At 45.8% G+C, this 24,373-nt stretch carries 22 protein-coding genes; 18 read left to right on the top strand and 4 right to left on the bottom strand.

From position 1 onward, the window contains the following. Positions 1-136: 136 nt before the first annotated feature. The 18 genes from pilM (at position 137) to AB4323_RS00950 (ending at position 20,929) form a co-directional block, all read left to right on the top strand. The gene (gene pilM, locus AB4323_RS01035; RefSeq protein WP_017061130.1) at positions 137-1,162 is read left to right on the top strand and encodes a type IV pilus assembly protein PilM; all 1,026 of its coding nucleotides are present in this window, start codon (positions 137-139) and stop codon (positions 1,160-1,162) included. Beyond that, positions 1,146-1,745: a PilN domain-containing protein gene (locus AB4323_RS01030; protein ID WP_017061129.1), complete on the top strand. Its 600-nt coding sequence runs from the start codon at positions 1,146-1,148 to the stop codon at positions 1,743-1,745. Before pilM ends, AB4323_RS01030 begins: the two co-directional genes overlap by 17 nt. Further along, positions 1,738-2,367 carry a type 4a pilus biogenesis protein PilO gene (locus AB4323_RS01025; RefSeq protein ID WP_017061128.1) on the top strand — a complete coding sequence of 210 codons (630 nt, stop codon included), beginning with the start codon at positions 1,738-1,740 and terminating at the stop codon, positions 2,365-2,367. Before AB4323_RS01030 ends, AB4323_RS01025 begins: the two co-directional genes overlap by 8 nt. Beyond that, positions 2,354-2,872, top strand: a complete 519-nt coding sequence (locus tag AB4323_RS01020; RefSeq protein ID WP_017063694.1) for a pilus assembly protein PilP — start codon at positions 2,354-2,356, stop codon at positions 2,870-2,872. Before AB4323_RS01025 ends, AB4323_RS01020 begins: the two co-directional genes overlap by 14 nt. Before the next feature lie 35 nt (positions 2,873-2,907). Then, the gene (locus AB4323_RS01015) at positions 2,908-4,626 is read left to right on the top strand and encodes a type IV pilus secretin PilQ (RefSeq protein WP_032545762.1); all 1,719 of its coding nucleotides are present in this window, start codon (positions 2,908-2,910) and stop codon (positions 4,624-4,626) included. Positions 4,627-4,802: 176 nt separating this feature from the next. After that, entirely contained in the window at positions 4,803-5,321 is a 519-nt protein-coding gene (gene aroK / locus AB4323_RS01010) for a shikimate kinase AroK (RefSeq protein WP_017061125.1), read from the top strand. A gap of 25 nt (positions 5,322-5,346) precedes the next feature. Then, complete coding sequence (aroB, locus tag AB4323_RS01005; RefSeq protein WP_017061124.1) at positions 5,347-6,435, top strand: 3-dehydroquinate synthase; 1,089 nt, start codon at positions 5,347-5,349, stop codon at positions 6,433-6,435. Between the two features lie 79 nt (positions 6,436-6,514). Continuing rightward, positions 6,515-8,032, top strand: coding sequence for an AAA family ATPase (locus AB4323_RS01000; RefSeq protein ID WP_017068836.1), 1,518 nt, complete (start codon positions 6,515-6,517; stop codon positions 8,030-8,032). A 69-nt stretch (positions 8,033-8,101) separates the two neighbouring features. Further along, entirely contained in the window at positions 8,102-8,950 is an 849-nt protein-coding gene (locus AB4323_RS00995; RefSeq protein WP_017061122.1) for a Dam family site-specific DNA-(adenine-N6)-methyltransferase, read from the top strand. Positions 8,951-9,150: 200 nt separating this feature from the next. Further along, positions 9,151-9,825 (top strand): ribulose-phosphate 3-epimerase, encoded by a 675-nt coding sequence (rpe, locus tag AB4323_RS00990; protein ID WP_010435263.1) that lies wholly within the window; start codon positions 9,151-9,153, stop codon positions 9,823-9,825. Positions 9,826-9,927: 102 nt separating this feature from the next. Next, a complete protein-coding gene (locus AB4323_RS00985) occupies positions 9,928-10,614 on the top strand; it encodes a phosphoglycolate phosphatase (RefSeq protein ID WP_017061120.1) in 687 nt (228 codons plus the stop codon). Positions 10,615-10,764: 150 nt separating this feature from the next. After that, the gene (trpS, locus tag AB4323_RS00980; protein ID WP_016796005.1) at positions 10,765-11,781 is read left to right on the top strand and encodes a tryptophan--tRNA ligase; all 1,017 of its coding nucleotides are present in this window, start codon (positions 10,765-10,767) and stop codon (positions 11,779-11,781) included. 385 nt (positions 11,782-12,166) lie between these two features. After that, positions 12,167-14,761 carry an ExeM/NucH family extracellular endonuclease gene (locus tag AB4323_RS00975; RefSeq protein WP_102319997.1) on the top strand — a complete coding sequence of 865 codons (2,595 nt, stop codon included), beginning with the start codon at positions 12,167-12,169 and terminating at the stop codon, positions 14,759-14,761. A 200-nt stretch (positions 14,762-14,961) separates the two neighbouring features. Next, positions 14,962-15,540 carry an aminodeoxychorismate/anthranilate synthase component II gene (locus AB4323_RS00970; RefSeq protein ID WP_009848915.1) on the top strand — a complete coding sequence of 193 codons (579 nt, stop codon included), beginning with the start codon at positions 14,962-14,964 and terminating at the stop codon, positions 15,538-15,540. Positions 15,541-16,004: 464 nt separating this feature from the next. After that, the gene (locus AB4323_RS00965) at positions 16,005-17,216 is read left to right on the top strand and encodes an aspartate aminotransferase family protein (RefSeq protein WP_017066202.1); all 1,212 of its coding nucleotides are present in this window, start codon (positions 16,005-16,007) and stop codon (positions 17,214-17,216) included. A gap of 107 nt (positions 17,217-17,323) precedes the next feature. Continuing rightward, on the top strand, positions 17,324-18,343 hold the full coding sequence (gene astA / locus AB4323_RS00960; RefSeq protein WP_017061116.1) for an arginine N-succinyltransferase: 1,020 nt from the start codon (positions 17,324-17,326) through the stop codon (positions 18,341-18,343). A 39-nt stretch (positions 18,344-18,382) separates the two neighbouring features. Then, positions 18,383-19,840 (top strand): succinylglutamate-semialdehyde dehydrogenase, encoded by a 1,458-nt coding sequence (gene astD, locus AB4323_RS00955; RefSeq protein WP_372151417.1) that lies wholly within the window; start codon positions 18,383-18,385, stop codon positions 19,838-19,840. A gap of 297 nt (positions 19,841-20,137) precedes the next feature. Continuing rightward, the gene (locus AB4323_RS00950; RefSeq protein WP_372151415.1) at positions 20,138-20,929 is read left to right on the top strand and encodes a DUF1338 domain-containing protein; all 792 of its coding nucleotides are present in this window, start codon (positions 20,138-20,140) and stop codon (positions 20,927-20,929) included. A gap of 177 nt (positions 20,930-21,106) precedes the next feature. Here the strand turns inward: AB4323_RS00950 and crp are convergent, their stop codons facing one another. The 4 genes from crp to AB4323_RS00930 form a co-directional block, all read right to left on the bottom strand. Next, complete coding sequence (crp, locus tag AB4323_RS00945) at positions 21,107-21,739, bottom strand: cAMP-activated global transcriptional regulator CRP (RefSeq protein WP_004729651.1); 633 nt, start codon at positions 21,737-21,739, stop codon at positions 21,107-21,109. Between the two features lie 239 nt (positions 21,740-21,978). Further along, positions 21,979-22,848, bottom strand: a complete 870-nt coding sequence (locus tag AB4323_RS00940) for a phosphoribulokinase (protein ID WP_004729650.1) — start codon at positions 22,846-22,848, stop codon at positions 21,979-21,981. Positions 22,849-22,925: 77 nt separating this feature from the next. Then, positions 22,926-23,138: a YheU family protein gene (locus AB4323_RS00935; protein WP_010435208.1), complete on the bottom strand. Its 213-nt coding sequence runs from the start codon at positions 23,136-23,138 to the stop codon at positions 22,926-22,928. A 95-nt stretch (positions 23,139-23,233) separates the two neighbouring features. Further along, positions 23,234-24,226, bottom strand: a complete 993-nt coding sequence (locus AB4323_RS00930; protein ID WP_019825349.1) for a hydrolase — start codon at positions 24,224-24,226, stop codon at positions 23,234-23,236. Positions 24,227-24,373 lie beyond the last annotated feature (147 nt).

Raw genomic sequence — 24,373 nt, 5'->3', positions numbered from 1 at the left:
TAGTTAAGGCTGATAAGCAGCAAACCCTTGTACTCTAGGCTAAAAACTTAGCTTTCGTTTATTAACGCTTATTTAACTAATAATCACAACCCCTAGATAATCAACGAAATGCTTGGCACTTCAGGAGCTAGGTCACATGGGTTCATCATTAATTACAGGTATAGATATAAATCATCACAGCATCAAAGCCGTGGTACTAAAACCCGTGGGGGAGTTGTATGCCCTAGTGGGATACAAAGAGCTGCCGATTTCGGACGACATTTTTACAGCTAACCATACTTTGGAGTATCAGAAAACTGTTAAGAAACTTAAAGAACTTAGGAAAGGACTGCCTTTTGGCTGTCGCAACGTCGCCATTTCGGTACCTGATAACACGGTGATCAGCAAAGTACTGCAAATAGAGAGTGAGTTAGAAGACAGAGAAAAAGAGTTTTCTATCTATCAAACCTTCGCCCATCAATCTCCCTTTCCTATCGAGGAGCTGAGTTTAGATTTTGTAAAGCTGGAAGACAAACGATTTGGTAAAGGTTCGACAAGCAGTTATCAGGTATACGCCACTCGTAAAGAAGTTGTGGATAGCCGAGCGGATGCATTAACCAAGGCTGGCTTCAAACCTGTGGTGGTGGATACACAGGCGCATGGGCTACTTAATATCTGGCAATTGGCCTCGCGCCTGTATCCCGATAAGAAAAACTGGTTGCTAGTGGATGTTGGAATCGACCAAACCTCGCTAGGGGTTATCCCGCAGAATTCGGCGCCTTTCTATAAAGACATCGCCTTTGGCACTCAAGATCTTCGCAGCTCAGATGACCCGAGTGATATCGAGAGCGTGTTCGGTACTATGGAAGAGACACATCAATTCATTGTTAACCTGATTGAGAAGCTCAAGCGTCAATTGCAGCTCTATTCATCGGGAAATGCGCAGCAACCTATCTCAGGGATTTGGTTGATGGGCGAGGGCGCCAGCATCCCAATGGTAACCGAAGAGCTAGAACGCCATTTTCAGTTGAGCTGCGAGTCATTGAATCCTTTGTCTTTATTTGAGAATAAGGTCGCCAAGAGACGCCGACTGCCGATTGACTGGCAACACTTTGGTATCGCGGCGGGTATGGCGATGAGTGGGCTCAAGTGGCAGGGAGAGAAGCATGTTGCATCAAATTAACCTGCTGCCGTGGCGTGATGAGATTCGTGCTCAGCACAAGAAGCGTTTTATCCATCTGGTCATTCTTGGCGTCATCATTGCGCTTATAGGGCAATGGGCGGTTGGTCACTATTTTCACGATCAACAAGCCAAGCAGCAAGCTCGCCTCAATTACCTCAATCAGTACATTGCTGAGCTCGACCGACAAATTCAGTCGTTAAAAGTCGCAGAGCAAGAACACAAAGCCATTCTGACTCGACTTGATGTGGTTGAGTCGCTGCAGCTTGGCCGTAATAAGACCACCGACTTCATGAACTTGATGCCGGAGCTGATTCCAGAGGGTGTCTATGTCGACAAGATAAAGATGAATGGTCAGGAGATTGAAATGTCGGGCATCAGCGACAGCACTGCTCGTCTCGCCACCATGTTGGACAACCTCGAACGTTCAGATTCTTTGAAAGGGGTCGAGATGCACTCTATCGTTCATAACCGCAAGCGCTTCAATAAAGAGTTTCAGACCTTCAAGGTCTCTTTTGTGTTTAGCCCTGTGTCTTTAGAAAACACAACCGCGAGCAGAAAAGATAAGGGGGCGCATCATGGCTAACCTTCAAAATAGGATTAGTAGGCAAAACAGGATGAGCTTGCAAGATCTCGATGTTGATGAGATCACCGAATGGCCATTGTTGCCTCAGCTTCTCGTGATTCTGGTGTTGATGGTGTTAATCCAAGGTGTTGGCACTTGGCTGTATCTGCTGCCGCTCGACGAGGAACTGAAACAGATGAAGCAACAGGAGCAGACCTTAAAAACGACCTTGAGGATAAAGGCGAATAAGGTTGCAGCCTTGCCTAAGTTGCAGAGCCAGTTGGATGAGCTAACTAGTCGCTACGATTATCTATTAGAGCAGCTGCCCGTTCAAAAGGAGTTAGCGAGCATGTTGGCCTCCGTGAATGAGCTCGGCTTGGATAACTCGCTGACCTTCACACGAATCGATTGGGGGCAAAAGCAGAATAAGGAGTTTCTCTATCGATTGCCTCTCAATATAGAGCTGACAGGTGACTATCACGAGATTGGTGACTTCTCTGCTGCCATCGCCAAGCTGCCGCGTATTATTAGCTTTGATGATGTGAATTGGCAGCGAGTCAGTCAAGAAAGTAGCACGCTGCACTTTAGGGTTCGAGCTTATACCTACCAGTTTAAATCGGAGGTTAATGATGAAACCCAATAGCGCGTTTTACTCAATCGTATTGATGCTTGCGTTGTCAGGCTGCAAAGCTAATCAAGACTCACTGCAAGATTTTGTGGCGCAGGTTGAAGCCAAGGCGAGAAAAGATGTCGAGCAACTTGTCCCAGCAACTGAATTCACGGCGGCGACTTATCAGCGCCGATCTTTGCGTCCTCCCTTTGAACTGCCTAAAGAAGCCATTGTGCAAAACCAACCCTTGGTTAAGAAAGACTGTTGGCAACCCAGCGCCCGTTCTCGTAATGGCAAGTTAGAGAAGTACCCGCTGAGTAAGCTTCGTTTAAGAGGCGTGATGGGCAGTGGCTCAAGCGTGTTTGGCTTAGTGCAAACACCCAAAGGCAACGTGGTAAACGTCAAGAAAGGCCAGTTTATCGGCTTAAACAATGGCCGAGTTACTAAGGTGACGAGCCAATACGTTCAGATTAATGAAACTCTTCCAGATGGCTTAGGTTGTTGGCATAAGCGCAACGTTAGGCTGGCTCTGAAGTAAACCAATGTCACATGATGTGGATATGAGATGTAAATATGATTAAAGGAATAAGTGGATTAGTGAGCAAGGCTCTACAAGGTTTTGCTGTGTCTGTGATGTTGGTTGTTAGCGTGCTCAGCCATGCCGAGAGCTTACCTAACAAATTGGAGAATATTGATTTTAGGGTCAATAAGGATAAAGACGCCGTCATCATTATTGAGCTGGCGACCAGCACAGCAGTGGTGGATGTTCAACGAGCTCAGGAAGGGTTAAGTATCGAGCTAATCAATACTCAAGTTGATGATGACAAGCTCTACCTGCTGGATGTGAAGGATTTCGCTACCTTGGTTGAAGGCATTGAAGTCTATAAAGAGACACCAAGCACTCGGCTTCTAGCGACGATTAGCAATGACTATCAGTATGAATACAACCTAAAGGGGCGCTTTATTGAGGTGGTGATCAGCAAACCGGTGCTCGATGAAGCGACCAAAGAAAAAAGCGTTCTAGAGAAAGAGGGCAAGCTGATATCGATTAACTTCCAGGATATCCCGGTACGAAATGTCCTGCAACTGATTGCCGATTACAACGACTTCAATCTCGTGGTGTCTGATTCGGTAGCCGGAAACCTGACGTTACGCTTAGATGGCGTACCTTGGCAGCAAGTTCTCGACATTATCTTGCAAGTTAAAGGCTTGGATAAGCGTGTTGATGGCAATGTTATCTTGGTCGCGCCGAAAGCGGAGCTCGACCTTCGAGAGCAACAAGCGTTAGAGAAATCGCGCTTAGAAGAGGAGTTAGGGGAGCTTAAATCGGAAATCATCAAGATTAACTTTGCTAAAGCCACCGATATCGCTGACATGATTGGAGGTGAAGGTGCGGTCAGCATGTTGTCCGATCGTGGTTCGATTACCATTGATGAGCGCACCAACTCACTGCTCATTCGTGAATTGGAAGAAAACATTGCCGTGATCCGAGGCATCATTGAATCGTTAGACATTCCCGTGAAGCAGGTACAGATAGAGGCACGTATTGTCACGGTTACTGAGGGTAATCTTGATGAGCTTGGCGTGCGCTGGGGCGTTTCCTCAACCAACGGAAGCTTCACCGTTGGTGGCTCAATCGAAGGTAACCACCCATCAGCGATTACGCCGTATGACGACGATAGCGGCAGCAGCGTGATTGATGACTATCTCAACGTCAATTTAGGGGCAACATCGCCGAACGCCTCGAGTATTGCGTTTCAGGTGGCCAAACTGGGTTCAGATACCTTACTCGATCTTGAACTGTCGGCACTGCAACAAGAGTCAAAAGCTGAAATCATTTCTAGTCCACGCTTAATCACCACCAATAAAAAGCCGGCTTATATTGAGCAAGGTACTGAAATTCCTTACTTAGAGTCATCTTCAAGTGGCGCTACGTCGGTTGCATTTAAGAAAGCCGTGTTGAGTCTTAAGGTGACACCGCAGATCACGCCCGATAATCGTTTGGTATTGGATTTGAGCGTGACTCAAGATAGGCCAGGGCAAGTGGTAAAAACTGGAACCGGTGAAGCGGTCGCCATTGATACGCAAAGAATAGGTACGCAAGTGCTTGTTAATAATGGTGAAACTGTCGTGCTTGGCGGGATATTTCAGCACAGCGTGAGCAGTACAGTGGATAAAGTTCCTCTGTTGGGGGACCTGCCAGTTTTGGGCGCATTGTTCCGTCGCAGCTATGAAAATGTGGGTAAAAGTGAACTACTTATTTTTGTCACACCCAAAGTTGTGATTCAGTAATGAACAATTAGATTAAAAATAAAGTTGCATTAGTGGCACCTAACCTTGATAATTTCGGGTCTTATCACGAATTATCTGTGAGGAATCGGTGCCACGGGCCTTTTAATTTCAGTACTTGTACTGACCTACCTTGTGGCGATGTCATTGAATTAACGTTGTAAATTACTGCTAAAAACATGGCTGAGAAACGCAATATTTTTCTTGTTGGCCCAATGGGCGCCGGCAAAAGTACAATTGGTAGACACCTAGCTTCCCAACTTCATATGGAGTTTCTAGACTCTGACACTGTGATCGAAGAGCGCACTGGCGCAGACATCGCATGGGTTTTTGATGTTGAGGGCGAAGAAGGTTTCCGTAAGCGCGAAGAATCTGTAATCAATGATCTGACAGAAGAACAAGGTATTGTTCTTGCGACAGGTGGTGGTTCAGTGTTGAGCAAAGAAAACCGTAACCGTCTATCTGCACGAGGCATTGTTGTATACCTAGAGACAACAATTGAAAAGCAACTTGCTCGCACTAACCGCGACAAGAAACGCCCTCTACTTCAAACAGACAACCCGCGTGATGTGCTAGAAGATCTAGCTGTATCTCGCAACGCACTATACGAAGAAGTGGCGGACTACACAGTTCGTACTGACGACCAAAGTGCAAAAGTGGTAGCCAACCAGATCGTAAAAATGCTAGAAGAACGTTAAGTTCATTTTTTCGGAGAGCAAACCCATGGAACGGATTACGGTCAATCTAGCTGAGCGTAGCTACCCTATCTCTATTGGCGCCGGGTTATTTGAAGACCCGGCGTACCTTTCTTTTTTATCAGGTAAGCAGAAAGTTGTTGTTATCAGTAATGTGACAGTAGCGCCTCTTTATGCTGATAAAATTTTATCGCTATTGGATCAAGTCGGCTGTCAGACATCTCTTCTCGAACTGCCAGACGGTGAACAGTACAAAACCCTTGAAACGTTCAATTCAGTGATGAGCTACATGCTTGAAGGAAATTACAGCCGCGATGTGGTGGTGATTGCTTTAGGAGGTGGTGTTATCGGTGACTTGGTCGGTTTTGCTGCCTCTTGTTACCAGCGCGGTATTGATTTCATTCAAATCCCGACGACCCTTCTTTCTCAAGTGGACTCTTCTGTTGGTGGTAAAACCGCAGTAAACCATCCTCTTGGTAAGAATATGATCGGCGCTTTTTACCAACCGAAATCTGTGATCATCGATACCAACTGTTTATCAACGCTTCCAGAGCGTGAGTTTGCAGCGGGCATTGCTGAGGTGATCAAATACGGCATCATTTACGATGAAGCCTTCTTTGATTGGTTGGAGCAGAATCTAGAGAAACTTTATCAACTTGATGAAGAAGCACTGATTACCGCGATTGCTCGTTGTTGTGCAATTAAGGCTGAAGTGGTGGCTCTAGATGAAAAAGAGTCAGGAATCAGAGCGTTATTGAACCTAGGTCATACATTTGGTCATGCGATTGAAGCAGAACTAGGCTATGGTAATTGGCTACATGGTGAAGCTGTGTCGTCAGGCACTGTAATGGCAGCTAAAACAGCTCAATTACAGGGACTGATCTCTCAGCAGCAACTTGAGCGAATTATTTCTATACTCAAGAATGCGAAACTACCAATCCATACGCCAGAAAGCATGTCTTTTGAAGACTTTATGAAGCACATGATGCGCGATAAAAAAGTGCTGTCTGGTCAGTTGCGTTTGGTATTACCAACAAGTATTGGTACTGCTGAAGTGGTTGCTGATGTGCCTCAAGACATCATTAAACAAGCGATCGATTTCTGCCGTACTCTTTAAATTTGGTTGTGAGGTTGCCTAGCTAAACTCTAGGCAACTGAAGCGTTTTACTGATCGATCTTATCAGTAGGGATCCCCAATGAGTTTGGCTCATGAATTAAGAGTATTAGAGTTAGAATCTCAAGTTGAGCTGCTAGAGCGCTTACAGCTTTTGACTAACTTTGGTTCAAACCTTGTGACGGTGGCGGGCAAAGCTGGCTCTGGCCGATCTTGGTTGGCTCAGCGTTATCTTGAAGCATGGTCGACAGAAAAAAATCAGTGTTTACTGCTTTGTCATCCAAGCCAAGACGATCAACAACGCCGTGCGCTCATTCTTAGCCAAATTGTTTCTGATCCCCTGTTTAATCAACATGATTCTTTATCGGATAGCCTAACAAGGTTACTGGATGGAGAACCGTGTAATGTGGTTATCGTCGTTGATGATGCCCAACGACTTTCTGAGCTATTGGTATCCGAATTATGGATGTTGGTACTGGAAGCTCAATCAAACCCTCAATGGACGATCAATATCGTTCTCTTCTCGGAACCTGGCCACTTAGATACGTTATTAACGCGTTTGAGCTACGGTCAACAACACAAACCTATCGATCTTGAGATCGATGACCTTTCGCAACCAGAAGCTGAACATTTCTTTGAATCACTGGTGATTCGATATGTTGATGATGAGTCTGAAACTTGCGTGCGACGTGCGTTTAATAAAGCGCAACCTCTGCCCGGTGAGTTAATGGCTTTAGGAGAATTGAAAGTGGAAAAAAGGATTATTATTCGCTCAATTATTGGCTCACCCATCAATATCGCGATTGTGGTGGCCTTGCTGTTGATTTTAATTGGTGGTGGTTATTGGTGGATGTTCAGTCAACCAACCCCTGACGATAAAGCGCAATCTCTTATCGCTCCGATTGAACAGACAGCTATCCCAACTTTTGAAGTGGAAAGTGGTACCGAGCAAGCTGGAATCGACGGAATGGACGATTCTGAAGCCGAAGCTGACATGAGTTATCAAGGTGCTGATGACGACAGCTCATCTTTGCCACCTACTGTCGTTGAAGATACCGCGAGTGTTGGAGAAGTCGAACAAGATCAGCAGCGTGTCGTAATCACCTCTGATGTGGTTGATGCCTTGCTTGATGATAAACCTGAAAGTGCCGATACCAGTGCGATTGATGCTGCTGTTGAAGAAAACACAGGTGCCGCGGTGAGTTCGCAATCAGATGCAGACAAAGTGGAGTCACAGCCTTCAGCCGATGAAGCAACAGACCTAACACAGTCCACGCCACCGACTAAGAAAATTACATTCTCATTTTCTCGCGAAGAGTTACAAGCTATCTCTCCGCGAGCTTATACTTTGCAGTTGAGTGCGATGACCTCATTGGACGACGTACAGTCTTTCATTGAAGAGTATGACCTTGAGAACAAGGTTCGTATTTACCCAACACTTCGCAACGACACCAAGTGGTTTATTATCACTTATCAAGATTACCCAACGATTCAAGTGGCGAGAGACGCGGTAAGTGCGTTATCAAAACCCCTTCAACAGTTGGAACCTTGGGCAAAATCGATGAATCAAGTACATCGAGAGATAGAACGTGCGAAATAACCCTGAGCTTAGCCTCAAAATATGTTACATTCCGCAGCCTTATTTTTGAGTTGATAGATAGAGCAGTAAATGAAAAAGCAGCGTGCCTTTCTAAAATGGGCTGGTGGTAAATATGGCCTAGTTGAAGACATCCAACGTCACCTGCCACCTGCTCGTAAATTGGTAGAACCGTTTGTCGGTGCCGGCTCAGTATTTCTGAATACTGACTTTGAACAGTACCTGCTTGCAGATATCAATCCCGATCTTATCAACCTGTACAACCTGCTTAAAACCGATCCTGAAACTTATATCACGGAAGCGAAGCGCTGGTTCTGTCCTGAGAACAACCGTAAAGAAGCCTTCTTAGATATTCGCGCTGAGTTCAATGGTACAGATAACGTCATGTATCGTTCATTGGCTTTCTTGTATATGAACCGATTTGGCTTCAATGGCCTATGTCGTTACAACAAGAAGGGCGGTTTTAACGTTCCATTTGGTTCTTATAAAAAACCTTACTTCCCAGAAGCTGAGCTGGAATTTTTTGCCGAGAAAGCGAAAAAAGCCACTTTCGTCTGTGAGGGATACCATGAAACCTTTAGCCGCGCGCGCAAAGGCTGTGTGGTTTACTGCGATCCTCCATACGCACCACTGTCGAACACGGCAAACTTTACCTCTTACGCAGGTAATGGCTTTAGCTTAGATGACCAAGCTGCACTGGCGGATGTTGCTGAAAAAGCAGCGATGGAACGAGGCATCCCTGTCTTGATCTCAAACCATGACACCACCTTAACGCGCCGTTTATACCATGGTGCAGAACTGAACGTGGTCAAGGTTAAGCGCACCATTAGCCGTAATGGCGCAGGGCGCAATAAAGTCGATGAGTTACTGGCACTTTTTCATAAAGAGAAAAACCAGCAACACGCTTCAGAAGAATTGTAGCGGCCAACATAACCCTCGAACTCATTAAATTGAGTGACCAACGGGTACTTTCATAAACTAATCTTTCGAACTGCTAGGATCTGCTTAGTTGCTTAGGTAGAATTGCACACCAAATAGTCTTGGAATTGAGTCTTGTATTTGTATATGAGATGTCACAAGGCGGTGATATTCGCAATTTACTCACTCTTAAGAGGTTTGGTATGAAAGATTTTCTAATCGCTCCATCGATTTTGTCTGCAGATTTTGCTCGTCTTGGTGAAGACGTAGAAAAAGTACTCGCAGCTGGTGCTGATGTTGTGCACTTCGATGTGATGGACAACCACTACGTACCTAACCTGACTTTTGGCGCGCCTATCTGTAAAGCGCTGCGCGACTACGGTATTACGGCTCCTATCGATGTTCACCTTATGGTTAAGCCAGTAGACAGCATCGTGCCTGAGTTTGCTAAAGCCGGCGCATCAATGATTACCTTCCACGTTGAAGCTTCAGAGCACATCGATCGCACTCTACAGCTAATCAAAGAGCACGGCTGTAAAGCGGGTGTGGTTCTTAACCCTGCAACGCCGCTTTCTTGCTTAGATTACATCCTAGACAAAGTAGACATGATTCTACTGATGTCTGTGAACCCAGGCTTCGGCGGTCAATCTTTCATTCCTCACACGCTAGATAAACTACGTGCTGTTCGTAAGCTGATTGATGAGTCAGGCCGTGACATTCGCCTTGAGATTGATGGCGGCGTGAAGGTTGATAACATCCGTGAAATCGCAGAAGCGGGCGCAGATATGTTCGTTGCGGGTTCAGCTATCTTCAATCAACCGGATTACAAAGAAGTGATTGATGAGATGCGTGCAGAGCTTGCAAAAGTAAACGCATAATCGTAAAACTACAGATAGATTGAATATTAAGGGGCTAATTTGCCCCTTTTTTACGTCTTATCGCTCAACTCATAAGACGAATATAATAAATAGGAAAGTAAGATGTCATTAAGCTCAATAAAACTGATCGCCTTTGATTTGGATGGAACCTTGTTAGACAGCGTGCCTGATTTGGCCGTTGCTGCTGACCAAGCTTGTCAGGAGTTGGGCTTCCCTTCAGTGAGCGAAGAACAAGTTCGCGACTACGTAGGTAATGGTGCTGATGTTCTTATCGGACGTTCACTCAGCCGCAACCTGACGGTTGACCCAAGCCTTGAGCCAGAGCTCCTGAAAAAAGCGCGCATCCTGTTTGATGATTTCTATGAGCAGGGCGGTCACAAGCTAAGTCACCTTTACCCATCGGTTAAAGAGACGCTGGCTGAGCTGGATAAAGCCGGCTTCACTATGGCGCTGGTTACCAACAAGCCATCGAAGTTTGTACCAGACGTACTGGCGCAACACGGTATTGATAAGTACTTTGTTGATGTGTTGGGTGGCGACTCTTTCCCAGAGAAAAAACCGAACCCAGTCGCTCTGAACTGGTTGCTAGAAAAGCACAATGTAAAAGCGGAAGAGATGTTGATGGTTGGCGATTCAAGCAACGACATTAAAGCGGCTAAGAATGCAGGTTGTCACTCGTTTGGTCTGACTTACGGTTATAACCACGGCGAGCCGATTTCAGCATCAAACCCTGACTATGTCGCGGATAACGTCGCGCAATTACTAGATGTCGTTCTAGTTTCAGCATAAAGCGGACAAAAGTTAGCTAACCTACTAGCAAAATACTTATCAATGAGTACACTGGATGAGCCGTACAGAAGAGCTGTGCGGCTTTTCTATATTTAAGTTAAGAAGCTAAGCGTTCAATAAACTTAGCGAATAAGCAAAGGAATTAAAACCATGAGCAAGCCCATCGTATTGAGTGGTGTTCAACCATCTGGTGAACTAAGTATCGGTAACTACTTGGGTGCTCTACGTCAATGGCAACAGATGCAAGATGATTACGATTGCCAATACTGTGTTGTAGACCTTCACGCAATTACGGTTCGCCAAGATCCGAAAGCACTGCATGAAGCGACTCTAGACGCACTAGCAATCTGTCTTGCTGTCGGTGTTGATCCAAAGAAGAGCACGCTATTTGTTCAGTCACACGTACCAGAGCATGCTCAACTTGGTTGGCTTCTTAACTGTTACACACAAATGGGTGAACTGAGCCGTATGACTCAGTTTAAAGATAAGTCTGCACGTCACTCAAACGACGTAAACGTAGGCCTATACGACTACCCAGTGTTGATGGCTGCAGACATCCTGCTTTACGGTGCTCACCAAGTACCTGTAGGTAGCGACCAGAAACAACACCTAGAGCTAGCGCGTGATATCGCAACTCGCTTCAATAACATCTACGGTCCTGAAACGCCAATCTTCCAAGTACCAGAACCTTACATTCCAACAGTGAATGCACGTGTAATGAGCCTGCAAGACGCGACGAAGAAGATGTCTAAGTCGGACGACAACCGTAAGAACGTGATTACTCTGCTAGAAGAGCCTAAGTCGATCATCAAGAAGATCAACAAAGCGCAAACCGATGCAGAAACACCACCACGCATTGCTCACGATTGGGAAAACAAAGCGGGTATCTCTAACCTAATGGGTCTGTACTCTGCAGCGACGGGTAAAACGTTCGAAGAGATCGAAGCGCAGTACCAAGGCGTTGAAATGTACGGTCCGTTCAAGAAAGACGTAGGCGCAGCATTGGTTGAGATGCTTGAGCCGATTCAAGCTGAATATCACCGTATCCGTGCTGACCGTGCCTACATGGACGCAGTAATGAAAGCCGGTGCTGAAAAAGCCTCTGAACGTGCTGCAGTGACACTGAAAAAAGCATACGAAGCAGTAGGTTTTGTTACTCGCCCATAGGGTGAACTAACACAACTCGCTTGAGAATTTGAGCCCAAAGTAGCTGTTGTTTACTTTGGGCTTTTTCATGCCCATTCCATTTGTCTTCCTCGAAACCCCCTTGTTTGAATTGATAATTTACCCAGTATTTAGCTAGCATATCCATCGCTGTAATGCTGTGCAGATGATCTTATTTGGTACCCTCAAGCTTTATAAAATTACACTCGTTTCTATATATGTTGGAAATATATAACGTGCCAAACAATTGATGATTCCAAAGTGATAAGTTCCTCATTTTCTTGCCAACTGACTTATTCCTTTCATAAATAAACCTGATAGTTACCACAAAATACATGACTGCCCATAGATGGCAGTGACTATAACTCGATGAACTCAGGTGAAACGGATGGCTCTTTTACACAAACCTTCATTGCTAGCAGTGGCAATTGGTAGCTTGTTAACTACAAGCGCACACGCTGATTTGTTTATTTCACAATATGTGGAAGGCGGCAGCTATAACAAAGCGGTTGAGATTGCCAATAGTGGCGATAGCAGCATTAGTTTAGATGGTTACTCATTGGCGAAATCTGCCAATGGCAACGGATCATGGGGTGCCACTTTACCTTTAGATGGACACGTTTTAGCACCCGGTGAAGTACTCGTGGTCGCACATTCTAGTGCGAGTGATGAGATTAAAGCTCAAGCTGACATCATTAATGCCTCTATCGCCAATCATAATGGTGACGACCCGCTGGCTATCTTGAATTCAGACGGCTCGGTACATGATGTTGTTGGTTTGATGGGCGATGTGGACTGGGGCAAAGATGTTACTTTGGTTCGTGCGACACAAACACCTTCTGCGACGTTTGATGCTTCACAATGGGTATCGCTACCAAAAGACAGCATTGAAGGCCTAGGTTCACTAGACAGCGTTGAACTGCCAGAAGCGTTCACTTGTACACAAGATGGCTCTGACCCAGTATTCACCACCATTCAAGAAATCCAAGGTGAGGGCGCTACATCGCCATTCATCGATGGCTACCCATACATCACCGACGATGAATATTTCGTAAAAGGTGTGGTAAGTGCGGTAACAACAGGCCTAACCAAAGGCTTCTACCTGCAAGCACTTGAGGATGATTTCAACTCAAGCACTTCTGAGGGTCTATTTATTCATACCAACCAGTCGAGCTCAGAGCTAGTAGCCGGTGATGTAGTGTGTGTGAAAGGCAAGGTTCAAGAATACTACAGCCACACTCAGCTGAAAGTAGAAAACAACCAATGGCTAAAACAGGGCGAGCAGCAGGCACCTGAAGCTACGGCGATTGAAGTGCTAGACAGTGACGAGAACTTCGCTGCAACGCTTGAACGCTACGAAGGCATGTTGGTGAAAACAACCGAAGCGCTTGATATGCGTGTGACGCGTGCCTTTGGTTATGACTACGCAGGTCGTCGTAACAACATGGTACTGGCGCATGAGCGTATTAACATGCAGCCGAACCAGCTTTTCGCCGCGGGATCTGACGAAGCGAAGCAGCAAACTGAAGACAACGCAGACCGCCGTCTTTTCGTTGAAACCGATCAAAAAGCGGCTGATGGACAAGTCCCTTTCTACCCAGATTTTGGCCGCACTGATATCGACCAAGATGGTTCAACAGAAGATTACATCCGCATTGATGACACCATTGTTGGCCTAGAAGGCGTGCTGACTTACAGCTACGGTGAGTACCGTTTAATTGCGACTAACCAGATCTCGGCTGAAAACTATGTGCGTAACGATCCGCGTACCGACAAACCAGACATGGATGAAGGCGACCTACGTATTGCGACCTTCAACGTATTGAACTACTTCAACTCTCCATTTGGTGGCGACGCGAATCAGCACGGCAATAACCGTGGCGCGAACACCATCACTGAGTTTGAGATGCAGCAAGAGAAGATTGTGAACGCGATTCTTCGCTTAGATGCAGACATCATTGGCTTGATGGAAATTGAGAACAATGGCTTTGGTGAAGGCTCTGCCATTCAGCAACTTGTAAACCAACTGAATGATCGCATTGAGCGTAAGAAAGACCGTTATACCTTTGTGGCTGTCGACTCGAACGAAGACGGCGTAACCGACGAGATGGACTCTATTGGTACTGACGTTATCACAACGGGTGTTATCTACCGTAAGAAGGTGGTTAAGCTTAAAGACAGCCGTGTTATCGCGATGCCAAGCCAACAAGCACCAGAGGTGTTAGACGATTCAGGCAAGGTGATTGAAGACGGTAAGAACTACCAACGTGACTCATTGGCGCCAACCTTTAAAGTTAAAGGCACCAAAGAGAAACTCACCGTAGCGATCAACCACTTTAAATCGAAAGGCTCTAAGTGTTGGGAAGATGCTGCTCCGATTGAGCAGGGCGGCCAAGGCGGCGTTGATGCCGATAAGCAAGGTTCATGTGAGAACTTCCGTGTTGCTGCGGCGGTTGCATTAGGTGAAGCGCTCGATGGCATCAAAGGTCACAAAGTGATCCTGGGTGATATGAACTCGTACGGCATGGAAGATCCAATGCTGGTGCTAACCGATTACTCGGAAGAGAAATACGGCAAGCAGATCAAAGCAGCTCGTAATACCTACATTGATGGTGTTGAGCAGTTTGGTGATAGCGGTGCGGTGATTACGAAGAACTACGGTTATATCAATGCTGTGGCTCAAAAGCACCCAGACAGCTGGAGCTACTCATACAATGATGAAGTTGGCGCTCTAGACCACCTGCTGATCAGCGAAAGCCTGAAAGATAGGGTTGTCGATGCTACCGATTGGCACATCAATGGTGGTGAGTCGACGTTGTTTGACTACAACGAAGAGTACAAAGGTGACCTACCTAAGTACCAAGATCACTTCCGTTCATCGGATCATGATCCTGCCGTTCTTGAGCTAAGAGTAGGCGGTTCATTTGGCTTCGGTGCTCTTATGTCACTATTTGGTTTAGCAATGTGGCGTCGTCGTAAGTAGCTCAATCACAAATAGATTGGCTTGCCATACAAGTAAGCCAATTCAGATAACTTAACGCTATCTGTAAACAATTAAGGTCAACTTAGGTTGGCCTTAATTATTGGCGAAATGCAGTTTCCACTTGCCTTTCGCTATGGGTATTGCACAATACCGCCCCTATATCTCCCAATCCTTTAGTATTTAGCAAACGATTTCGACCCATGTTACTTATCATCGATAACTACGACTCTTTTACCTATAACTTGTATCAGTATTTCTGTGAGTTAGGGGTAACTGTAAAAGTTGTTCGCAACGATGAGATTGATATTGCGGGCATCGAAGCGCTAAATCCTAGCCATCTTGTTATCTCGCCTGGCCCATGTACGCCCGATGATGCGGGAATTTCGCTGCAGGTGATTGAACACTTCGTTGGTAAGCTGCCGATCTTAGGTGTGTGTCTTGGTCATCAAGCCATTGCTCAAGTCTTTGGTGGTGAAGTGGTGAGAGCCAGACAAGTGATGCACGGTAAAACCTCGCCTATTCGTCATAACGGGAAGAGTGTTTTTCAAGGTCTCAATAACCCTCTGACTGTGACTCGTTACCACTCTTTAGTGGTGAAAAACGGCACATTACCAGACTGTTTTGAGCTGACGTCTTGGACGGAATTTGAAGATGGTAGCATGGATGAGATCATGGGTTATCAACACAAAACCTTGCCGATTGATGCCGTCCAATTTCACCCTGAATCGATTAAAACAGAGCAAGGACACCAGCTTCTCGCTAACTTCCTAGCACGCTGAGTGTTTAAATTTGACTCTTTCTCCGTCTAAATAAGCCAGTTTAACGTATTCCATTACCCGTTAAGCGTTTAAATTCGGGCGCTACGCGTCTTCATCCCTCTGACGCCGATCACTTTTTATAACATTTCTCCCTCGTCAGGCTAAGTTTTTAGCCTATGCAAAATTATTCGCGTTATTTCGTCTCGAACCCAATATACCGCAATGCCAGTAAGGCTTTGCTGTTGCTGGTTATACGTTTAGGTAAAAAAAGCTTCATAAAACAGATTAATTGATGCATAAATAGTCATAGGTAGTGACGTTTAGCTGGTTGTAAGGGATGGCTAAAGAATAATCTACTATTGAAAAGGTTAATTAAATGTAAATATAATGCTGCAGCGGGATTATGGCGAGACAAAATATCTTTGTCTCACTTATGAACCATTACGCTTATTTGCGAAGCTTGCGGTATCGAGAAGGAATGTACGATGACAGTGGAAAATAAAGTAGAACGTAGTCTGTTTAATGAGGTGATGGTGCCTTGTTATAACCCAATGGAAATGATCCCAGTAAAAGGGGAAGGCGCACGCGTTTGGGACCAACAAGGCCGAGAGTATATCGACTTTGCTGGTGGTATCGCTGTGAGCTGTTTGGGTCACTGTCACCCAGCAATGGTTAATGCTGTTACCGAGCAAGCAAACAAGATTTGGCACCTAAGTAATGTAATGACTAACGAACCTGCACTGCGTCTAGCGAAGAAGCTAACTGACGTATGTTTTGCAGAAAAAGTATTCTTTGCGAACTCTGGTGCAGAAGCGAACGAAGCAGCACTTAAGCTAGCTCGTCGTTGGGCTGCGGATGTTCACGGTCCTGAGAAATCTGAAATCATTGCATTCAAACAAGGTTTCCACGGTCGTACTTTCTTTACTGTAACCGTTGGTGGTCAAGAAGCTTACTCAGATGGCTTCGGTCCAAAACCTGGCGATGTAACTCACCTACCTTACAACGATATTGCCGCTCTAGAAGCGCATATCTCTGATCGCACTTGTGCCATCATGATGGAACCTCTGCAAGGCGAGGGCGGTATCATCTCTCCAACGGCTGAGTTCGTGAATACGGTTCGTGAACTGTGTGACAAGCACAATGCATTGTTGATTTTTGATGAAGTACAAACAGGTAATGGTCGTACTGGTAACTTCTATGCTTACCAAGGTCTGGGCGTGACACCAGACATTCTAAGCACAGCGAAGTCTCTAGGTGGCGGTTTCCCTATCGGCGCAATGCTGACGACGTCTGAACTGGCTACACACCTTAAGGTTGGTACGCACGGTTCTACATACGGTGGTAACCCACTGGCGTGTGCGGTAGCTGAAGCAGTGGTTGACGTAGTTAGCCAACCTGAGACTCTAGAAGGCGTAAAAGAGCGTGAAGCGCTATTCCGTGATGGTCTAACTAAGATTAACGACAAATACCAAATTTTCAGTGAGATTCGTGGTAAAGGCCTATTGTTAGGTGCTGCACTGAATGACGAATGGCAAGGGCGTGCGCGTGACGTATTAGTAGCAGCAGGCGAGCAAGGCCTAATGGTACTGGTTGCGGGTGCAAACGTGGTTCGTTTTACTCCATCACTGGTTATCACTAAACAAGAAATTGAAGAAGGTTTATCAAAACTAGACAAAGCAATCGCTACGCTAGTTTAGCCTGAGCGGCGTCATAGGAATGATCGCCAATAGAGCGATCCCATGACGTTCTGCTAAAGGCCCAAGCTTCTGGTTTTGGGCCTATTTTGCATCTGGAGGGAATATTGATGCTAGTTGTTCGCCCAATAAAACTGTCTGATTACGATGCGCTGCACACCTGTGCAGTTGAATCAGGTCATGGATTCACATCTCTTCCGGTTAACGAAGAATTGTTAACTAACCGAATTACCCATTCTGAATACAGCTTTGCGAAAGCAGACGTGACCGAACCCGGTGATGAAGGCTATCTAATGGTGGGTTTCGACGCTGAAACTGGCGAAGTTGCTGGTACAACGGGTATCGAAGCTTCCATTGGCTGGGATGTGCCTTTTTACTCGTACCACATCAGTAAAGTGGTTCACTCTTCACAGCGCCTTAAAGTGAATAACGTGGTTAAGCTGTTGACGTTTGGTAATAACTACACAGGCTGCAGCGAAATTTGTACGCTGTTCTTACGTCCTGATTACCGCAAAGGCTTAAACGGTCGACTGATGTCTAAGTGTCGTTTCCTACTGATGGCTGAGCACCCAGAGCGTTTCTCAAAAACGATCTTTGCTGAGATGCGTGGTGTATCAGATGCGGAAGGCAATTCTCCTTTCTGGCAATGGCTGCAAGAACATTTCTTCTCGATTGACTTCACGCTTGCCGATTACCTAACCGGTATTGGTAAGAAAGGCTTCATTGCTGACCTAATGCCTAAGCTACCTATCTACGTGAACCTACTGAGCAAAGAAGCTCAAGCGGTGATCGGAGAGGTACATGACAATACGCGCCCTGCACTTAAGTTGCTGGAACGTGAAGGTTTCACCAACCGTGGTTATGTCGACATCTTTGATGCAGGCCCAACGGTTGAGTGTGATCTAAGAAACATCGAATCTGTGCGTCACTCAATTCGAGCACAGGTTCAAATTGCAGAGCACTCTAGCTCTAAAGACTTCCTAATTGGTAATACCTCGTTTGAGAACTTCCGCGCAGTAGCCGCGAAAGGTGCGTATGACCAAGCAAGCGACACAGTGATTTTATCATCTGAAGTAGCAAGCGCTCTTGAAGTAAAAGAAGGCGAATTCGTTCGTATGTTGGCTCAATAAGAGCGGCGATTATCTGTCGAAGATTTTAAGGATAGAAGTATGACTCAGTGGATAGCAGGACAGTGGGTGGCAGGTCAAGGTGACGCCATGACATCAGTAAGCCCATACAACAATGAAGTAGTGTGGCAGGGTGATAGCGCGACACCAGCACAGGTTGAATCTGCAGTAGCAGCGGCGCGTGACGCTTTCTTGGTTTGGAAAAAATTGAGCTTTGCAGAGCGTGAAGCGATCGTGTTGAACTTTGCTGAGAAAGTAAAAGAGAACAGCGAAGAAATTGCACAGATTATTGCAAAAGAGACGGGTAAACCGATTTGGGAAACTCGCACTGAAGCGGGTGCGATGGCGGGTAAAATCGCTATCTCTATTCGCGCTTACCACGAACGTACGGGTGAAGCTTCACGTGAAGCCGCAGGCAACCAAATCGTATTGCGTCATCGCCCATTAGGCGTAATGGCAGTATTTGGTCCTTATAACTTCCCTGGTCACCTACCTAACGGTCATATTGTTCCGGCACTGCTATCGGGTAATACCGTGGTATTTAAGCCGTCAGAGCAGACACCTTGGACGGGTGAGTTTGCGATGAAACTGTGGCAAGAAGCAGGCCTTCCTGCTGGCGTGATTAATCTAGTGCAAGGCGCTAAAGAAACCGGTATCGCACTGGCTGATGCTAAAGGTCTTGATGGCGTGCTATTCACGGGCAGTGCTAATACTGGTCATATCCTTCACCGTCAATTCGCAGGTCAACCGGGCAAGATGTTGGCGCTAGAGATGGGCGGCAACAACCCTATGGTGATCACTGACCAATTTGGTGATGCTGACGCGACGGTTTATACCATTATCCAGTCGGCCTTCATCAGTGCGGGCCAACGTTGTACATGTGCACGTCGCTTGTATGTGCCTGTTGGCGAGAAGGGCGATCTGCTACTCGATAAACTGGTCGCAGCTACGCAAAAGATTCGTGTCGATCAGCCTTTCGCGGAACCAGCTCCTTTCATGGGCCCTCAGATCTCTGAAGCTGCGGCTAAGTTCATTCTGGACGCGCAAGCTAATCTGCAATCGTTAGGCGGTGTCAGCCTAGTAGAAGCAAAAGCGGGTCAAGCGGCGTTTGTTTCTCCGGGCATTATCGATGCAACTAACATTGCCGAACTGCCAGATGAAGAGTACTTCGGTCCATTACTGCAAGTGGTTCGTTACCAGTCACTAGAGCAAGCGGTTGAACTGGCTAATGACACACGTTTTGGTTTGTCTGCAGGCTTAGTTTCAACAGACGATTCAGAGTGGGAATACTTCGTTGACCATATCCGTGCGGGTATTGTTAACCGTAACCGCCAGCTAACAGGCGCAAGTGGTGATGCACCATTTGGTGGCCCGGGGGCTTCGGGCAATCTACGCCCAAGTGCTTACTACGCCGCGGACTACTGTGCTTACCCTATGGCTTCAATGGAAGGTGGTGAAACTCAACTTCCAGCAACGTTTAGCCCGGGTATTGAGCTTTAATTTCTGAACTACAGGTTTATGAACCATAGATTTATGAAGCACAGGTTTATGGACCGTGGTTTTATAAGCTTAATGCTTTTTTGACTTAGGCTTATAAGGTACTAGGCTCATTCGTTAACTTTGAAATAAGGAAGTGGTGTTATCGCTTCCTTTTTCCATCACGTCCGACACCTAGATTGGGCGGTAGATAATAATAGAACAAGTATGTCACAGGCTGATGGCTGCTGACTCTGTGTCCAGCCTCTCCCTCTCTAATCCAAATTACTAGCTTGCTAGAACCTCTGACAAGGAGTCACCATGACGCCCGATCTACTCTTTAAATCACTTTGGGACGATTACATTCACAGGCTTTGTCCATCGGCTGAGAAAGTACATCACTTGCTGAAAGAAGACGAAGCTCTGATTAATGATCACATTGCACTGCGTACTTTCAATGTTGCTCCGCTAGGTATTGAAACATTGGCTAAGCCTTTCCTTGAGCTAGGTTATAAAGCGTGTGGCGATTACTTGTTTGAGAGTAAGAAGCTAGTCGCGAAGCATTACGAGCACCCAGATCCAAATCAACCTAAAGTGTTCATTAGTGAGTTGAAGGTCGAAGAGTGTTCAAGTGACTTACAACAGATCGTTGCTAAATTGGTTGAGCAAGTGGACTCAAGTAAGCTTCAAGGTCATGAGTTCTTGTTTGGTGGTCGTCTTTGGGATTTGAGCTTCGCTGACTTCCAAGTACTAGCGAAAGAGAGCGAATACGCGTCTTGGCTCGCGGCTCATGGATATGGTGCAAACCACTTTACGGTGAGTGTGAACCAGCTAAATGAATTTGATGAAGTGCAGGCGGTGAATGACTACCTGAGCGAGTCAGGCTTCACGATCAATGCATCTGGCGGTCAGGTTAAAGGCTCTCCAGAGGTCTTATTAGAGCAATCATCAACAATGGCAGATAAAGTCCCAGTTTCATTTGTTGAGGGCAATGAGATGATTCCTGGAGGCTTCTATGAGTTCGCTAAGCGTTATGCGATGGCTAATGGTGAGCTTTATACCGGTTTTGTGGCAGCATCGGCTGACAAGATCTTCGAAAGCACTAACGGTTAAAGAAAGATACGAGTACGGACTTTACCCTAAAGATGCAGATAGGCTTCGCTTCGAGAGTGTTTACGCTTCGAAGCTGTAGGTGTTTCATTCGTATTTTCTTTGTAGATCTTTAGAAAACAAAAAAGCCACCAAATTTGCATTTGGTGGCTTTCAAATTTTAGGCTCAGTTAATCGAGATTAACGAGTGCCATATACCACGATAGTTTTACCGTGTGCAGAAATTAGGTTCTGCTCTTCTAGCATCTTCAAGATACGACCAACTGTTTCACGAGAACAACCAACAATCTGGCCAATCTCTTGGCGAGTGATCTTGATTTGCATGCCGTCAGGGTGAGTCATTGCATCTGGTTGTTTTGCTAGGTTTAGTAGCGTTTGTGCGATACGACCAGTTACGTCAAGGAACGCTAAGTCACCAACTTTTTGGCTAGTTACTTGTAGACGGTTTGCCATTTGCGCTGATAGACGCATTAGGATGTCTGGGTTCACTTGGATAAGTTGACGGAATTTCTTGAAAGAAATTTCAGCTACTTCACAAGGAGATTTTGCACGAACCCAAGCTGTACGCTCTTGGTCTTCTTCGAATAAGCCTAGCTCACCGATGAAGTCGCCTTGGTTTAGGTAAGAAAGAATCATTTCCTTACCTTCTTCGTCTTTGATAAGAACTGCCACAGAACCTTTAACAATGTAGTACAAGGTTTCTGCCTTTTCACCAGCATGAATCAAAGTACTTTTTGATGGGTACTTATGAATATGACAGTGTGAAAGGAACCACTCTAATGTTGGATCGGTTTGAGGTTTACCTAGAACCATAATATCTCACTTCCTCTGCAGGGTATGCTTGCCGCTTTCCGTATTTTAGCTAAGCCTGGATTGACTTGTAGGATAAGAGCACTCGTTGAGCGCTGCAAGCTATCTTGTGTTTCGTTTAAGAATAGTATCCTTTTTCAGGTACTATTTCTTGATTTTAATCGTGACCAAGCTACGATTTTTTACGCAAAATTGTGCACATGATCACGGTATGAAAAGTAATCAACCAGAATGGTGCTCTGTTAACCAATTTTTCCGGTTTCGATGAGTTGTTGTAGGATCGGCCTTACAATGAGCTCCATAGCAAAACTCATCTTCCCTCCTGGTACCACAAGCGTGTTGTGGCGAGACATAAATGAGCCATCAATCATAGCTAAAAGGTAAGGGAAATCGACGTTTTTGATGCCGCGCAAACGTATAACAACGAAGCTTTCGTCTAAACTTGGGATCCCTTTAGCGTTGAGAGGGTTTGATGTGTCTACCGTTGGAACACGCTGAAAGTTGATGTGAGTACGCGAAAACTGAGGAGTAATGTAGTTAAGGTAATCATCCATTGAGCGAACAATGGAATCCATTACTGCTTCGCGTGAGTGCCCACGATCGCGTGTGTCACGAACGAATTTTTGGATCCACTCAAGGTTGACGATTGGCACCATACCGATCAGCAAGTCGACGTGTTGTGAGACATTGATGTCGCCATCTACCACGCCACCATGAAGACCTTCGTAGAACATCACATCGGAATTTTCTGGGATCTCTTGCCATGGCGTAAAGGTGCCCGGCATTTGATTGTAAGGCACGGCTTCATCGAAGGTATGTAGGTAACTACGGACTTTACCCGTGCCTTCATTACCGTATTGACGGAAGAACTCTTCTAATGCGCCAAAATCGTTGGCTTGTGGACCAAAGTAGCTGATGTGCTTACCTTGTTCGCGAGCCTTACGGATCTCGACATCCATCTCTGGTCGAGTGAAGCGATGGAAACTATCCCCTTCAACCCAAGCGGCCTTCACGTCCATCATATTGAACATTTTTCGGAAGGCTTCTGAGGTAGTGGTGGTGCCGGCTCCTGATGAACCCGTCACCGCAATAATTGGATGTTTAGCGGACATGACAACCCTTGTCTTTTGAGTAACTTACTTGTTAGCAATCGTTTACCACTATAACACGGCTCCTTTATGAGCGCAGCTTAGAAGCGTTTTGTGACTTGAATATCAACGGTTTCATGGAGCTCAGAAAACACAATGCTGACTTCTCCTGAAGCTAATTGATGTTTCACTTGATCAATCTTGTTTTGCAGTGAAACCTCTACGTCGCCGTAGTCTGTGCCTTCACGCAGCACGAACTCTTTGATGAGGTTTTCCAGTGTCTCTGGCGCAATGTCTTGCCATGGGATGATCATAAATACTTCTCTCTTTTATGTTCATAAATAGGTTTATTGATGTAGAAATGCGTGTGCTTAGTATTGTTTTACTTCTATTTACTAAGGCTCGGTCATTATGCCGAATCTTGGATACTTTCATAGTAGGCAGGCAAGGCTTCTTCTAACCAAAACCTTGGCTTGAGTGTACTGCCAGTAATAAACCCAACATGGCCGCCTTTTTGAAACAGTCGATAATCGATGTTATCGGGCAGAACAAATTTTGGGATCACATCATCGGTCATGAAAGGGTCGTCTTTGGCATGAATGATCTGAGTCGGTAGTTTGATCTTATTGAGCTTAGGCAGAGCAGAACATTGCGCATAATAATCTTGGGCATTTTTGAAGCCGTGCAGAGGCGCAGTGATTCGTTCATCAAACTCATACAGTTTGGTGATGTTCTTGATGGCTTCAGCGGTGATGCCAAGTTTTTCCTGCAGCAGGTTAACCTTTTTTAGCGCATTCGATTTTAGAGAGTTGAGCAGGTACTTCTTATAGAGCTTGGAGAAACCACGCTCAATACGACTAGAGCAACACGCTAAGTCAAAAGGAGCAGATACGATGGTCGCCGCCGACAGCAATGGGTCGTCTGCGTACTCAGCCAAATAGTTCGCCAGCATGTTTCCACCTAAAGATATGCCAACCGCAACCTTAGGGTTATTCGGAAACTGGGCGTGCAGGTGTCTTAGAAAAAAGCGCGCATCTTCGACTTCACCTGAATGGTAAGCGCGAGCCAGGCGATTGGGTTTTCCGCTGCAGCCTCTGAAGTGCATCATCACGGACAACCAACCATCTTTAGCAAACGCATTCATTAATCCATTGGCATAAGGGCTCTCAAAGCTACCTTCTAAACCGTGGAATAGAACGAATATCGGCTTGCTACTGCGATCATTTTTATTTGAGGTGTCACCGTCTGGTGATTCGCTCCAAGCAAGATCAAGAAAGTCACCATCGGGTGTTTCTAAGGTTTGCCAATGAGGATGAAACAGCGCCTGCTTCCTAATAAACCGTGGTACTAAGGTTTGTAAGTGCGGATTAGAGAGACCAGCAGCTGCGGTAAATATTGTCATAAAAACGATCCATGCTTCTTTATACGGGTTTTGATAACGTGTTGAGTTTGTAACGAAACGCCCACGTTTTTATTTGAGCTTGGTTGATTCTCGGCATAAGCGCAAGGCTTCACTTATACGAGATACAAAAACAGACTATGGGTAACC

It is taken from the genome of Vibrio sp. 10N.261.52.C11 (assembly GCF_041471405.1).
GTDB classification, from domain to species: Bacteria; Pseudomonadota; Gammaproteobacteria; order Enterobacterales; family Vibrionaceae; genus Vibrio; species Vibrio crassostreae_C.
The sequence above is the reverse complement of the archived record's forward strand: the minus strand, read 5'-3'. Positions and strand labels throughout refer to the sequence as shown.